Origin of the sequence: Streptomyces sp. WZ-12, from assembly GCF_028898845.1 — a bacterium.
Taxonomy (GTDB): domain Bacteria; phylum Actinomycetota; class Actinomycetes; order Streptomycetales; family Streptomycetaceae; genus Streptomyces.
This window is the reverse complement of sequence record NZ_CP118574.1, coordinates 1,042,374-1,056,419: the sequence shown is the minus strand read 5'-3', so window position 1 is coordinate 1,056,419 and position 14,046 is coordinate 1,042,374. Positions and strand designations below refer to the sequence as shown.

The following is a 14,046-nucleotide window of genomic DNA, read 5'->3' as shown; positions in this document are numbered from 1 at the left end:
TCGCGTCGTATCGCTGAATCATGAATTCCCCGGAACGGCCGAAAGGGTGTACAGGAATCCATGACTACCGGAATCGCACATGCGCAGGAGAAGGTCGATCTGGCCGCCTTGCGCGACTCGACGGTGGCGGGGACTGACGCCGCCTCAGGCGTGCGCCTGGCGATATCTGCCCTGCACGCCCAGGCGCAGGAGATCACCCGGCTCCTCGGTGAGACGGTCGCCACGCTGTCGAATTCCCAGGCCCTCTTCGAGCCGGAAATGCAGTCCACTGTGCTCGCGCAGGTCGCCCGGAACACCATCCCCCGTTGGCACTTCGCGATGCTCAACGACGAGGAGCGGAACGCCGCGCTCAGTGCGGCGCTTGAGGCATGCGTACCGCCCGGCGCGGTGGTGCTCGACATCGGCACCGGGACCGGCCTGCTGGCGATGGGTGCCGTGAAGGCCGGCGCCTCGCACGTCTACACCTGCGAGGCGAACCCGCTACTGACGGAGATGGCCCGGCAGAACATCGCCGGACACGGCATGGCGGACCGCGTCACCGTGCTCAACACCTGGTCGACGGGGCTGGAGGTGGGCCGGGAACTGCCGCACCGGGTCGACGTCCTGGTTTCCGAGATCGTCGACTGCGGGCTGATCGGGGAGGGCCTGCTGCCGTCCGTACGGCACGCCCGGGAGCGCCTGTTGGCCCCCGACGGCGTGATGATGCCGTTCGCCGCCCGGCTGCGCGGGCAGTTGGTGAACAGTCAGGCGATGATCAATCTCAACCATGTCCAGTACGCCAGCGGATTCGATGTGTCTTTGATCAACAAGGCCGCCACGCAAGGGCACTTCCCGGTGCGACTCGAAACCTGGCCGCACCGGACGCTCTCCGATCCGGTGGAGCTCGCCGCATTCGATCTGCATGCGGGCGAGTTGGGCCCTGGCACCCGCACCCTGACGGTGCCGACGACCGACAGCGGCGAGGCGCACGGACTCGTGGCGTGGTTCGAGTTGGAGCTGAGCGACGGCATCGTGCTCAGCAATGCCCCGGCGAATGTCGGGTCGCACTGGATGCAGGCGATGATTCCCTTGGAAAAGCCCGTCCCGGTGGTTGCGGGCGAAACCTGCCGTGTCGAGTTCGGTTGGAGCGACTTCCACCTCAGCGTGTCCTGAGAAGACATCGAGAGCCGGCCCGAAACCTCGTCAGAAAGGTCACCAGGTACATGAGCTACGCACCCCCGCCGTACACCCCGTTCGAGCTGCATGGTGACGAACTGCGTAACGCGATCCTGCGGTACGCGAGCAATCCTCTCTACCTCGACAACGAGGAGTGGGAGAACGACGACAACCCCTATCGACGCCAATTGCGGCCACAGGTGTTACGGCACCTCGATTTCGACCGGGTGCCGGGGCGCGACCGCATCCTGGAGTACAGCAGCCTGGCCGCGCAGCGCCTGCTCACCACGGTCTACGAGGCCGACTTGGTCTTCCTGCCGAAGGGCGGCCTGAAGGGGCAGTGGGAGGACTTCCGCCAGTTCTACAGCCCCACCAACCGGGCGCTCGGGGAGGCGATACGCCCCGCGCTGGAGCGGTTCGCGTTCGGGTTCCTGGACCAGGAGGTCGAGGTCTCCGGCAGGTGGACGCTTCAGAGCTTCCGGGAGTACGTCGAGTCCCTGGACGCCACGGCGGCCGGGCCGGTCTCGCGGTCGGAGCAGGCGATCCGGGACTCGTCCGACCGCGAACGGGCGGCCCGCATGTGGCTGATCCAGTTCGCGCCGGACTTCCTGTCCGAGGCGTCGCCGATGATCCGCAACGTCCTCGGCCACTACGGGGCACCGCAGTCGGAGTGGTTCAAGATCATCATCGATGAGTACGGCTACGGCGTGCACGACACCAAGCACAGCCAACTCTTCGAACGGACCCTGGAGTCCGCCGGACTGGCGTCGGACGTCCACCACTACTGGCAGTACTACCTCGTCAGCAGCCTGATGATGAACAACTACTTCCACTACCTCGGGAAGAACCACGAACTGTTCTTCCGCTACGTGGGAGCGCTGTACTACACCGAGGCCACCCTGGTGGACTTCTGCCGCCGGGCGACCGACCTGCTCACCGACGTCTTCGACGGCCGGGCCGACGTGCGGTACTTCACCGAGCACGTGCACATCGACCAACACCACGGCCGGATGGCGCTGGAGAAGCTGGTCTTCCCGCTCATCGAGGCCCACGGCGAGGAGATCATCCCCGAGATCGTCCGCGGCATCGAGGAGTACCGCGTCGTCCAGGACCTCGCCGACGAGGACTTCGCCGCGCAGATCCGCTGGATGGACAAGGGCCCGGAGTACAAGAAGCTGCACGCCCCGGTCTGGGACGCGATCTCCAGCGGGCGGGTCACCGCACCGGTCGCCGACATCGTCGAGCCGTACGGCGAACTCTCCAACACCCACAGCCACGAGGGCGATGAGCTGTGCCACATCGTCTCCGGCACGATGAAGTTCGTCAGCGGCTTCGACTCCCACCAGATCCTGCGCGCGGGGGAGGGCACGGTCATCGAGCAGAACCGCCTGCACGGCGCGATCATCGAATCCGAGGAGTGCGTCTACCAGATCCACTCGATTGGGGACCACACCACGTGCCTGTAGTGACGTTCTCGACGGCGGGCCGCGGCAACTGCGTCGTCGTGGCCGGCGTGCCCTACGTGTACGCGCGGACGCCCGACGGGGGGTTCGTGATGCCCGCGCAGTGCCCGCACCGCGGCGGGCCCCTGCACCTCGGCCGCCTCGCCCCCAACGGCAAGCGGCTGGTGTGCCCTTGGCACGGGGGCGGCAGTTCGCTGACCCGGCTGCGCCGCCAGGTCCCGGCGGTCCGCAGCGGCGACCGGGTCACCGCGGTCCTGACGGACCCGGACGGCGCGGCGGCGCGGGAGCCGCGCACGGAGTACCGGCCGCTCTCCGCGGACCTGTCCGCCTGACCACGGCCGGCGGGGTTGGCGATGATCAGCGGCCTGTTCCTTGCCACGTCCCTGGCGGTGATCGCCACACCCGGCCCGGACGCCGCGCTGGCCGCGCAGTTAGTGTTCCGGACCGGGTCGTGGCGGCCGGCCGCGGCCGCCGCGGTGGGCATGATCGCCGCCGGCGCCTGCCACGCGGCGGCGGCGCTGACCGGCGTCTCGCTGCTGCTGCGCACCGTGCCCGCCGTCTTCACGGCGCTGGTCTGGGCCGGGGCGGCCTTCCTGGCGCTGCTCGGGATCAGGGCGCTGTGCGCGGCGGCCCGCCGGCCGCGGACACCGGACGACGCCGGCCCGCCCGGCCCGTTCCGCACGGACCCGCCCCGCTCGGCCTGGCGGTGCGTCGGCCTCGGCCTGCTGTCCACCGGCAGCAACCCCAAGGTCGGCCTGTTCTTCCTGGCCTACCTCCCGCAGTTCCTCCCCACCGGGGGCGCACCCGGCCCCGGCATCGTCGTCCTGGCCGCCGTCTACCTCGGACTCGCCGCGCTGTGGCTCTGCCTCCTCATCACCGTCGCCTACCGCCTGCACGGCTGGCTGGCCGGGCGCGGCCCCGCGCGCTCCGCCCGCCGGGGGGTGGGGCGCGCGGTGGAGGCCCTGGCCGGCGCGGTGTTCATCGCGCTGGCCGTCCGCCTGGTGTGGCAGGGGTGAGCAGCAGCTCCTCCGGGGTGGCCGACACGGAGTTCTCCAGGTCCAGCAGGAACCGCTTGACGGTCAGGCCGCCCGCGTAACCGGTCAGTCCCCGGCTGCCGTTGACCCGGTGGCACGGCAGGATCAGGCAGAGCGGATTGGCCCCCAACGCCGTGCCGACCGCCCGGGCCGCCGTCGGCCGTTGCAGATCCCGCGCCAGGGCCGCGTACGTCGTCGTGCGCCCGTACGGCACCAACTCCTCCAAGGACAGCACCACTTCCTTGCAGAAGGGCGTCGCCAGCCGCAGATCGAGCCGCACGGTGAAGAACGACCGCTCGCGCCGCAGATAGCTGTCGATCTCGGCCCGCGCCTGGGCGAGCAGCCGGGCCTGTGCGGCCGAGAACAGCCCGGGCTCCTCGACGCACCTCCGGGCGGCCCGGCCGATCCGCGCACGCGCGTCCTCCAAGGGAGCGGGCACGCAGTACAACAGGGCCTCCTCGGAAGCCCCGAGGGCCAGCGGGCCGAAGGCGGTCCGGTGGACTGCCAGGGCCACCGAGTCGACCGGTGGCAGGTTCTTGGCGGTCAAGCGGTCACTTTCCTCTCACGACGGACGGGGCGCACCGGCCCGCCTCATGCGGCGGCCGGCCGGCAGCTCTTGCACGGCCGGTAACCGGCCCGACGGGCGGAGCCGGCGGAGCTGAACGGAACTTGGTGCGGCGGGGTGATCCGGCGCGCGTGCGCGCACGTCGGATGGCAGTAGATCCGGGTGGTGCCGCTGCCCAGATACCGCGTGTGCCGACTCGCCAGGCCGTGCAGCAGGCCCCGTTGGAGCCCCTCGGCGGCCCGCAGCGCATCGCCCGTCTCCGGGCCGTAGGCGGCGTCGCAGGGCAGGCCGTTGTCGTAGGCGACCCGGTGACAGGGCACGAGCAGGTGCAGCGGGTTCGTGAGGACGGCGGTCAGCACCACGGCGGGGTCGGTGAGTTCGGCCTCCCGCGCGATCCAGGAGACCGGGCGCATCTGGCCGCGCGGGATGCTGCGCACCGCGGTCAGCGCGGACCGCTCCGCCGCCCGGAGGGCCGACAGGTCCAGGCGCAGCCGCCTCGCCTGACCGGTGCGCAGCGCCGTCCGCACGCCCGGCGGCGGCGCCGTCGTCCGCACCGCGGTACGCCCCGTGGCGGCCAGGTAGTGCGCCTCGAACTCCTCGGACGTGGGCGCCACGGCCCGGAGCACCGCGCGCGTCAACGCGTCCGCGCGCCGGGCCACATACAGTCCGCCGGCCGGGCCGTCCAGCACGGCGTAGGTGTCGTAGGCGCCGTGCGGCAGCCCGATGTGCCGCAGTATGCCGAGGGCGAGGTCCGCGGCGGGCCGCTCGGCCGGGGTGGGCCCCGCGACGGCGGCGAGGGCGCGGGCCAGGGACGCCTCGCCGCCCCCCATGGGCCGGTCGTACTCCTCGCTCACATCGCCACCTCCTTCACCAGTCGACCCTCCTCCGCCAGCAGGCCGCGGAGGTGGCAAAGCCCCCGGGAAACCTGGGCCTTGACCGTGCCGACGGGGCAGCGCTGCACCTCGGCGATCTCCGCGTAACTCATACCCACCACGTGCCGCAGCACGACGACCACGCGGTACTGCTCCGGCAGCGCGGTGAGGGCGTCGATCAGCACCCGGCGGTCGGCCGCGGTCAGCGCGCACTCGTCCGGCCCGGGCCGCTCGTCCGGCCAGGCGTCGCCGGTGTCCTCCACCCGCCCGACGGACACCGGGCGCCGGCTCTTGGCGCGCACGTCGTTGCGCCACACGTTGGTGGCGATGCTCATCAGCCAGGGCCGCGGGCGCAGGGCCCGGCGGCGCGCCGTCGAGTACCCCTGGAGCGCGACGTAGGCGCGCAGGAAGGTGTCTTGGGTCAGGTCCTCCGCCTCTGCGGGCAGACCGGTCAGCCGGAGCAGGTAGATGCGCAGCGCGGCGGCATGGACCTGGACCAGGCCGGCGAAGCCCTGGTCCAGGTCCGCTGCGAGACGCTCGGGGAGCGACCTCTCCACTCCGTCCATCGCTACTGGAACACCGGAGCCCCGTCATCGGTTGCCCTGGTCCGCCGCGCCAGGGTGGCCGCCACCGCGGCGAACACCGACAGCGCCACCGAAGTCCCCAACACCGCCTGCAGCGCCAGGGCCGACGGCGCTGCCGTCCCATCGCCGGCCAGGAACAGGTAGCCGCCGCCGAGCGCCGCGACGCCCAGGGCGCCGCACAGTTGCGCGTTGGTGCTGATGACCCCGGACAGGTCGGCGGCGTAGCGGTCCGGCAGCGTGAACGTCATCTGCCCTATCAGGGAGTTGGAGCTGAGGCCCAGGCCGAGACCGCCGATGCCCAGCAGGACGAAGAGCAGCGGTCCGGTGCGGTGCCCCGTGGCCAGGTAGAGCCACACCGCGGCGTAGCCCGAGGCGAGGATCAGACAGCCCAGCGGGGGCATCGCCGCCCGGCGCCGCTCGGGCGCCCGCGCCAACAACGGGCCGGCGACGCCGAACGCGGCCACCCAGGAGACCATTGCCAACCCCGCGTAGGCAGGCCCCCGGCCCAGCCCTTCCTGGAGGTAGATCGCCAGGACGAAGAGCAGCGCGAAGTACGTCAACGTGGTGATGCCGTGGGCCGCCAACAGCCAGCGGATGGCGGGCGTGCGCACCACCTCCTGGGCGATCAGCGGCCGACCGCCACGGGCCGCGCGCCGGCGCTGGCTGCGCACGAACGCCCCCGCCACCGGCACGCTCGACGCCAGGCTGACCCAGGTCCAGGCCGGCCAGCCGGCGTCGGTGCCCAACAGCAGCGGCACGATCACCAGCAGGACGGCGGCCGACAGCAGCAACATCCCCCGCACGTCCACCTGTTGGACGTCCTCGGGCTCCCGGTCCGCGGGCATGGTCCGCCGGCCCGCCCACATCAGCAGCAGTCCGACCGGGACGTTGATCAGGAAGATCGGGCGCCAACTGGTGCCGAACAGGTCCGCCGCGATCAGCACGCCCCCCAGTGCCTGGCCCGCCACGGCCCCGCCGGACAGGGCGATCGCGTAGTACCCCAGAGCCTTGAGCCGTTCCCGGCCGCTGAAGTGGAGTTGGATGCCGCTCAACACCTGCGGCACCATCAGCGCCGCCCCCGCGCCCTGGAGGATCCGGGCCGCGATCAGCACGGACGGGACCGGCGCCAGCGCACAGGCCAGGGAGGCGGCGGTGAAGACCGCCATGCCGATCAGGAAGACCCGGCGGTGGCCGTGACTGGCGCCCAGCCGGGCGCCCGCGACCAACAGCACGGCGTAGGCCGCCACATAGCCGGAGATCACCAGTCCCGTTTCACCGCCGGAGGCGCCCAGGTCGTGCCGGATGGCGGGCGCGGCGATGTTGGCGATCGCGGTGTCCACGTTGGCCATGAACTGGGCGGCCAACAGCACCGCGAGCAGCCGCCAGCGGTGCCCGACCCCGACCGTGGCCCCGCCCTCCTCGACGGCGGACGGCGGGGCGGTGGGCCGCTCGGGACCGGAGGCGCTGCCCGGTTCGCGGGGGTGGGGGTGCATGGCGGGGTCCGTTCGCGAGGAGTGGTCAGACGGCGGTCGTGGGCAACGGCGGCCAGCCGATCCCCGAGAGGTCGGCCGCGATCAGGTCCGCCGCCGCCAACTCCTGGGCCGCATGGGTCGTGGTCAGGGCCACGCACGCCAACCCCGCCGCCTTGGCCGCGGCGATCCCGGCCGGCGCGTCCTCGAACGCCACCGCCTGTTCCGGGGCCACCCCCAGCGCCGCGCACCCGGCCAGGAAGCCCTCGGGGTCCGGCTTGCCCCGTTGCACGTCCTCGGCCGTGACCATCGTGGTGAACAGGTCCGCCCCGCCGACGTGGGCCAGCAGCGCCCCGGCGTGCTCGCGCAGACCGGAGGTGACCACCGCCATCGGCACCCCGTCGGCGTGCAGCTTCTTCACCAGCACCTCGGCGCCCGGCACCGGGTAAGGCGGCGGAATGTCGGGGCCGTTGAGGTAGCCGACCGCCTCGTCGAAGAGCTCCTCGACGGTGCGGCCGGGGAAGCGGTGCACATGGTCGGCCAGCGCCTCCTGGCCGCGCCGCCCGACGAAGGTGGCCAACAGCGCGTCGTCCACCGCCAGTCCGTGGGTCCGGAACAGCCGGGTCCAGGCGGCCCGGCTGCGGTGTTCGGTGGCGATCAACGTGCCGTCGAGGTCGAAGAGGGCGGCGCGGAAGGGCTCGGTGCGAACGGTGATGTCACGCATCGGGAGTGGTCCTTGCTCGTGTGGGTGCGTGCTGTGCGGGGTGTTGCGTGTGAGGTGTGGGGCATGGCGCGCGGAGCGCTCTGTCTGTCGTGTCCGGTACGTCATGTTCTGTACCAGAGCGTGCGGTGCGGAGCGCTCCGCTGTGCGGGGGCGCGGGGTGCGCCCCCTCAAGCGGCGGTCGGACTCAGCGCGCATCGAGCGCCGGATCGAGGTTCTGGTAGAGGTGCCGCCAGGGCAGGTGCTTCTGACAGGCGGTCGCACCGCGCACCACGGCCGCGTCGTTGTGCCGGCGCGCCGCGAGCTGCATGCCGATGGGCACGCCGTTGGCCGCCCGGCCGACCGGCACGGTGGCCGCGGGGCTGCCGATCAGGTTGAACGGGCTGGTCATCGACCACCCGACGAACCGGTCGACCTCCTGCCCGTCGACCCGATCGGGCCCGACGGTGGTGCGGTTGGCGTCGTTGGGAATCCCGGCTATGCAGTTCACCGGGCTGACGACGAGGTCGAAGCCGTCGAAGAGGTCCTCGAAGGCGTCCAGCACCTGCGTCCGCACCAGGTCACCGAGGCGGAAGTCCACCGCGCTCAGGGCCGCGCCGGTCCGCACGCTGTCCAGGTACGCGGGGTCGACCACCCGGCCCTGCTCGCCCAGCAGATCGATGCCCTGGCGACGGCTGACCTCCGCGGACTCCGCGTGGCACAGCGACAGGTACCGGCGCCACATCGTGGTGAGCTCGGCGTGCGGCAGCGGCAGCGTGAAGTTCACCTCCACCACCTCCGCACCGGCCTCCTTGAGCGCCGGCAGCGCGGCCCGCACGACGGACTCGACCTCGCCCTCCACCGGATAGCCGCCGAGGTCGGGCGAGTAGGCGACCCGCATGCCGGCCAACGACGGCGTCATCGCATCGGCCAACGCGTCGCTCACCGGGAAGGAATAGGGGTCCCGCGGGTGCGGCCCGGACATCAGGTCCAACCCCAGGACCGCATCGCCCACGGTCCGGGCGAGCGGCGCGTAACAGACCATCGGGTTCAGCCGCCGGAAGGCGTTGGGCCGGGCTGGCACCGCGACCCGGCCGAACGTCGTCATCATCGTGAAGACGCCGCAGAAGGAGCCGGGCACCCGCAGCGAACCGCCGGCGTCCGAACCCTGAGCCAGCGGCACCATGCCGGTGGCGACCGCCGCCGCGCTCCCGCCGGACGAACCGCCGGCGTTCATCGCCAGGTTGAACGGCGTGGCGGTCGGCCCGAGCAGTGCGTTGTCCGTGGTGGCCTTGAACCCGAACTCCGGGGTGTTGGTCTTGCCCACCACGATCGCCCCGGCGTCCACGAGCCGTTGGACGCAACTGATGGTCTCCTGCGCGATGTCGTGGGCGAACACCAACGAGCCGCGGGTGGTCCGCACCCCCACCGCCGGGTCGAGGTCCTTCACGCCGATCGGCACCCCGTGCAGCGGGCCCAGCTCGGCCCCCGACATCACCGCCCGCTCGGCCTTCTTGGCCGCGTCCAACGCCTCGTCCGCACAGACCGTGACGAACGCGTTCACCGCGGGGTTGAGCCGCTCGATGCGCGCCAGGCTGTCCTGCACCGCCTCCACCGGCGAGACGGCCCGACTGCGGATCACCTGACTGAGCTGCACCGCCGTTAACGACGCGAGATCGTCCATGCCCCTCGTCCTCCTTGTGAAGACATCCTTGTCAAGACTGCGCATCCGCCGGGTACCGCGCCCGTCAGTCGCCGTCCACCTGCAACTGCCGCTCCATGCGCCGCACCTCCGCGTAATCGGCCCACAGTTGCTCCCGGTCCTCGTGCGCCAGCACCACGAACCCGAGGGAGAGCGTGTGGAGCAGGTCCCGGGTGACCTCCAACACCTGGCCGTTGCGGACCTGGACGGCCACATGGTGCAACGACGCCAGCTTCGCCAGGCCGTCGAAGACCTCGGCATTGCGCACCACGCCGGTGGAGTGGCTGATCAGGAACACCACGAGCATGTTCCGCAGCAGCGTGTAGCTCTCCGGGACCGGTCCGGCGCCGCCGTGCTGGACGGCCCGCACCGTGCGGTCGATCTGACTGTCGCCGGTGGCGTGCCGGCAGAACCGCGGCTGACCGCCGCCGTGCGGCCGCGCGTTGAGCTCGACCAGCCGCGGCCCGTCGGCCGTCAGCATGATCTCCACATGGGCCGCCCCGAAGCGCATGCCCACCGCGTCCAACACCCCGACGGTGTACTCCACCAACCCGGCCACCAGCGGGTCGTCGGGCGCCAACCACTCCATGGCGTCGTAGACCGCCATGTGCCGGCCGTTGTCGATCTTCTGATACCGGGTGACGTCGGTGACGGTGTGCCGGCCGCGGGAGCTGAAGGTGTCCACGACGAACTCCGTGCCGGTGGCGTACTCCATCACCAGCATCCGGTCGTTGACCACTCCCCATTGGTTGGGGTGTCCCAACTGAGCCGCGAACTCCTCCCGCCAGCCCACCCCTTGGGGGATTCGGACCACCCCGTCCGTGCTGGCGCTCTTCGGCGGCTTGACCACCAGGTCCCGGCCGACCAGGTCCTCCCGCACCAGCCAGGCGGCGACCTCCTCCGCCCGGTCCGTGCAGATCTGCCGGATGACCGGCAGGCCGGCGGCGGCCACCGCCGCCGCCATCTCACCCTTGTCCCGACGGGCCGCCGTCAGGGCCGGCACATTGGCCAACTCCGGGGTGAGCTCGGCCGCGAGCACATCGGCGAGCTCCACCCCCGGATCCGACCCCGCGACCACACACCGCACGTCCAACGCCCGCAGGCGCTCGACGACGGGGAGCAGATCGCCTTCGTAGGGGATCACCTCGTCGAAGTCCTCGGGGTGCCAACTGTCGGCGTAGGTCGTGAGCACCTCGGCCCGGGACAGCACGGCGACCGCCGGGATTCCGGCAGCCCGGAACGACGGTGCGAAGAACGTCCCGGAGGAGTACGGGTCAACGATCGCCGCGGGGCGGCCGGCCGCCCGACGCGCTGCGGCCTGCGGGGGCACGGAGGTGGCGGGCGTCCCCGCGTCCGTGCCCGGCGTACGGGCGTGGGTCATGACGGGGAAACACCGGAGCCGGCAGCGCGGTTGCCGCCGCGCGCACGCGCGGCGGCACCGCTGACACGGGGACCAGTCATGCGGGAAAGCTCCTGCCTTCCGGAGGGGACGTTTGCCCTGATCACACCAGTCCGCGCCACCGCCTGTCTGGCGGGATTCGGTCATCGAGTTCGGGCCCCGCCCGCACCCGGGTTCGCGCGGGCGGGGACGGCCCGGGCCTCAGACGTGGACGGCCCGCACGACGGTCACCGTCGCCACCGTGGCACTGACGTAGTAGCGCACCACGACCCCGCTGGCGGCCGCCTCGCGCCGGTCCGCGTCGGCCCGCACCGGCGTCGAGCCGTGACCGTACGGATCGGCCGCCAGTCGGGCCATCCCCGCGTCGAAGGCGCCCCGCAACGCGCGCGGCATCGCACGCCGGATCTCGTCCGCCGGCGGGGCGTACTGCAACCGGTAGGGCACGCTACCGCCGCCCGCCCGAGCCCGGATCGGCGTCGACGGCGCCGATGTCCTCGCCCCTGGCCAGGCGCTCGAAGAGGGCCTCGTCCTCGTCGTCGGCGCCCGCCCCGGCCAACGCCCAACGCACCAGCGCGGCCGGCAACTCGGCCGCCGGCAGGTGCTCGATCTCCCGGTCGAACGCGGCGGCCCGGTCGGCGGTCATGCTGGCGCGGAGCGCGGCGATGGTGCCCGGCAGCTCGACGAGCTCCCCGTCGATGACGGTCTTGAGGGTGGCGTCCATGGGGCCTCCTTCCGCCGGTACGCTACGCCCCGCGACGCGGCGGTGTCCCGCCCCGGACGCGACCGACGCCCAACTCGGCGTCGGCCGCCGGGACCCCGGCCCCGCGCCGGCCGGCCGCGGGCCTCAGACCGGCCGCGGAACGTACGCCAGGCCGTGGGCGCCCGGCGCGTCGCGCTTGGCGATGTCCAACCGGGCCAGGCGCCGCAGCGTCTCCAGGTCGACGACGTCGACGGTGGACGAGATGACGCAGGCCACATACCCGAGCCGGCCGTCGGGCGACGAGGTGATCGTCAACGGGAGCCGCCCGACCTCCAGTTGGCCCAACCGCCGGTGGGTCCCGGCGTCGAAGACGGTGAGGAGCCCCGGTACCGGGCGACCGATCGGCGACGACGGGTCGGGCTCGGTGCGCGTCTCGCCCACCAACAGCCTGCCGGTGGAGGTGAGGTGGACCGCGAGGACGACATCGTCCGTGGGCAGGGTGTCCACGACGGACGCCGTCCGGCCGTCGAGGACCCGGATGCCGCTCTCCGGCCGCTGGCCCGCGGCGGCGGAGAAGGAGTCGGCGTAGGGCGCGGCGACGAAGGCGCGACCGTCGGCGGCGACCGCGAGCCCCTCGCTGCCCGGCACCTCGATCTTCGCGGTGAGGACGTCCCGTTCGAGGTCGACGACCGACACGAACGGTGCCTCCTTGTTGGTGGCGTAACCCGTCCTGCCTGTTGGGTCGATGGCGAACCAGTGCGGGCCGGGCGCGTCCGTGTCGATGCGGCCCAGCGGCCGACGGGTGGCGGTGTCGACCACCACGACGCCGCCTGGACGGTCCTCCGAACCCTCCACGCTGACGTACAGCCGCTGGCGCGCCGGGTCCAACGCCAGCCCGTGCGGGCCGTGTTCGGGGGCGAGGTCGAGGACGTCGACGACGCGGCGGGTGTCGGGGTCGATGGCGGTCAGCTCGGTGCGCCGGCCGGTGTTCGCGTGGTAGTAGCCCGAGTAGTAGGGGTGAGTGCACCACAGCAGTCGCTGCGCGGGATCGAAGCACAACTCGTGGGGTTCGGCGGCCACTTCGACGGTTCCGACGTGCTGGTCGGTGGCGGCGTCGAAGAACGAGACGGTCGGCCCGCTCTGGCTGACCACGGCCAGCAGATCGCCTTCGCGGCCCGCCCGGGGGGAGGCGGAGGGCGACTCGGGGGATGGCGGCATGGGTGACTTCGGCATGGGGACTCCTTGTGGACGCCTCTTCGTGGACGCCTTCACTCTCCGTCCGCGCGGGGGGCAGCAGCAATGCAAAGATTGGCACCCTGTTCTTGTCTCAGGCGTAAAAATGCAGCTCAGGAGCGTGAAGTCGATGGATCTCAATCTGCTGCGGGTGCTGGACGCCCTGCTCCAAGAGAACAGCGTGACCCGCGCCGCGGAGCTTCTCGGCACGTCTCCCGCGGCGGTCAGCCGCACGCTGGCCAGGCTCCGCCGGGCCGTCGGTGACCCGCTGCTGGTCCGCGCCGGCCAGGGCATGGTGCCCACCCCGCGGGCCCTGGAACTCCGGGAAGAAGTAGGCGCGTTGCTGCGCCGCTTCGACGACGTCCTGCGGCCCGGGACCGGTTTCGACGCCGTGCACCTCCAACGCACCTTCACCGTGCAGGCGTCCGACCTGCTGCTGACGGGACTGGCGGGCACCCTGACCGAGCGGATCCGCGCGCAGGCCCCGCACGTGGACGTGGTCTTCGTGCCGGAGGCGGTCGAGGGCGGCCCTGGTCTGCGGCAGGGCTGGGTGGACGTCGAACTGGGGGTGCTGGGACACCTGGACCCGGAGATCCGCACCCAACGGCTCGCCCGGATTCCGCTGCTCGGCGTCGCCCGCAGCGGCCATCCGCTCTTCCGGGGGCGGATCGACGCCCGCCGGTTCGCCGCGGCCGACCACATCGGCATCTCCCGGCTCGGCAAGCGGCTCGGGCCCATCGACGAGGCGCTCGCCGAACGCGGTCTGCGGCGCCGCATCGCGGTCGTCGTGCCCAGTCACACCGCCGCGATGATGCTCGCCCGGAACAACGACCTGATCGCCCTCACCCTGTCCGGCTGGCTCCCCGACACCACCGCCGCGCTCGGCCTGCGCACCTTCCCCATCCCCCTCGACCTGGCCCCGCTCGACCTCGGCATGGCCTGGCACCCCCGCAACGCGACCGACCCGGCGCACCGTTGGTTCCGCGACCGCCTGGCGGCCGCGGCCCTGGCGCCGTTGGGGGCGGAGGGCGAGGGCTCCTGAAAGGGAGGGCTCCCGACCGTGCCCGAGTGGACGCCCCTCTGGCCGGTGCTGACGCCCAGGGCGGAGGGGACGCGGCGGGGGTTGGCGCCGCAGGCACGGTGAGGGTGACTGGGGCCGCCGCCCAGGCA

15 protein-coding genes are annotated in these 14,046 nt (G+C 72.3%); 5 read left to right on the top strand and 10 right to left on the bottom strand.

Annotated elements, in window-relative coordinates; translation table 11 throughout:
* The first annotated feature begins 60 nt into the window (after positions 1-60).
* The 4 genes from PV796_RS04280 to PV796_RS04265 are packed head-to-tail and all read left to right on the top strand — an operon-like array spanning position 61 to position 3,634.
* Positions 61-1,152 carry a 50S ribosomal protein L11 methyltransferase gene (locus PV796_RS04280; protein WP_274911530.1) on the top strand — a complete coding sequence of 364 codons (1,092 nt, stop codon included), beginning with the start codon at positions 61-63 and terminating at the stop codon, positions 1,150-1,152.
* A 50-nt stretch (positions 1,153-1,202) separates the two neighbouring features.
* Complete coding sequence (locus PV796_RS04275) at positions 1,203-2,621, top strand: iron-containing redox enzyme family protein (RefSeq protein WP_274911529.1); 1,419 nt, start codon at positions 1,203-1,205, stop codon at positions 2,619-2,621.
* The gene (locus PV796_RS04270) at positions 2,612-2,950 is read left to right on the top strand and encodes a Rieske 2Fe-2S domain-containing protein (protein WP_274911527.1); all 339 of its coding nucleotides are present in this window, start codon (positions 2,612-2,614) and stop codon (positions 2,948-2,950) included. The genes PV796_RS04275 and PV796_RS04270 overlap by 10 nt, the downstream gene beginning before the upstream one ends.
* A gap of 21 nt (positions 2,951-2,971) precedes the next feature.
* Entirely contained in the window at positions 2,972-3,634 is a 663-nt protein-coding gene (locus tag PV796_RS04265) for a LysE family translocator (RefSeq protein WP_274911526.1), read from the top strand.
* On the opposite strand, the gene PV796_RS04260 is transcribed toward PV796_RS04265, so the two are convergent.
* The 10 genes from PV796_RS04260 to PV796_RS04215 all read right to left on the bottom strand — a co-directional run bounded on the left by PV796_RS04260 (position 3,597) and on the right by PV796_RS04215 (position 12,876).
* On the bottom strand, positions 3,597-4,199 hold the full coding sequence (locus PV796_RS04260; protein ID WP_274911524.1) for a methylated-DNA--[protein]-cysteine S-methyltransferase: 603 nt from the start codon (positions 4,197-4,199) through the stop codon (positions 3,597-3,599). The two genes, PV796_RS04265 and PV796_RS04260, sit on opposite strands and share 38 nt — an antisense overlap.
* Before the next feature lie 44 nt (positions 4,200-4,243).
* Positions 4,244-5,071, bottom strand: coding sequence for an MGMT family protein (locus PV796_RS04255; RefSeq protein ID WP_274911523.1), 828 nt, complete (start codon positions 5,069-5,071; stop codon positions 4,244-4,246).
* Positions 5,068-5,655, bottom strand: coding sequence for an RNA polymerase sigma factor (locus PV796_RS04250; RefSeq protein ID WP_274911522.1), 588 nt, complete (start codon positions 5,653-5,655; stop codon positions 5,068-5,070). The genes PV796_RS04255 and PV796_RS04250 overlap by 4 nt, the downstream gene beginning before the upstream one ends.
* 2 nt (positions 5,656-5,657) lie before the next feature.
* Positions 5,658-7,166, bottom strand: coding sequence for an MFS transporter (locus tag PV796_RS04245; RefSeq protein ID WP_274911521.1), 1,509 nt, complete (start codon positions 7,164-7,166; stop codon positions 5,658-5,660).
* A 25-nt stretch (positions 7,167-7,191) separates the two neighbouring features.
* Positions 7,192-7,866: an HAD family hydrolase gene (locus PV796_RS04240; protein WP_274911520.1), complete on the bottom strand. Its 675-nt coding sequence runs from the start codon at positions 7,864-7,866 to the stop codon at positions 7,192-7,194.
* Positions 7,867-8,050: 184 nt separating this feature from the next.
* Complete coding sequence (locus tag PV796_RS04235) at positions 8,051-9,526, bottom strand: amidase (RefSeq protein WP_274911519.1); 1,476 nt, start codon at positions 9,524-9,526, stop codon at positions 8,051-8,053.
* A 64-nt stretch (positions 9,527-9,590) separates the two neighbouring features.
* Entirely contained in the window at positions 9,591-10,925 is a 1,335-nt protein-coding gene (locus PV796_RS04230; RefSeq protein WP_274911518.1) for an ATP-grasp domain-containing protein, read from the bottom strand.
* A gap of 219 nt (positions 10,926-11,144) precedes the next feature.
* Positions 11,145-11,387: a hypothetical protein gene (locus PV796_RS04225; RefSeq protein WP_274911516.1), complete on the bottom strand. Its 243-nt coding sequence runs from the start codon at positions 11,385-11,387 to the stop codon at positions 11,145-11,147.
* Position 11,388: 1 nt separating this feature from the next.
* Complete coding sequence (locus tag PV796_RS04220; RefSeq protein ID WP_274911515.1) at positions 11,389-11,664, bottom strand: hypothetical protein; 276 nt, start codon at positions 11,662-11,664, stop codon at positions 11,389-11,391.
* Between the two features lie 123 nt (positions 11,665-11,787).
* Positions 11,788-12,876, bottom strand: a complete 1,089-nt coding sequence (locus PV796_RS04215) for a YncE family protein (RefSeq protein WP_274911514.1) — start codon at positions 12,874-12,876, stop codon at positions 11,788-11,790.
* Positions 12,877-13,006: 130 nt separating this feature from the next.
* Here PV796_RS04215 and PV796_RS04210 point away from each other — a divergent pair, with 130 nt between their 5' ends.
* Positions 13,007-13,918: a LysR family transcriptional regulator gene (locus tag PV796_RS04210; protein ID WP_274911513.1), complete on the top strand. Its 912-nt coding sequence runs from the start codon at positions 13,007-13,009 to the stop codon at positions 13,916-13,918.
* Positions 13,919-14,046 lie beyond the last annotated feature (128 nt).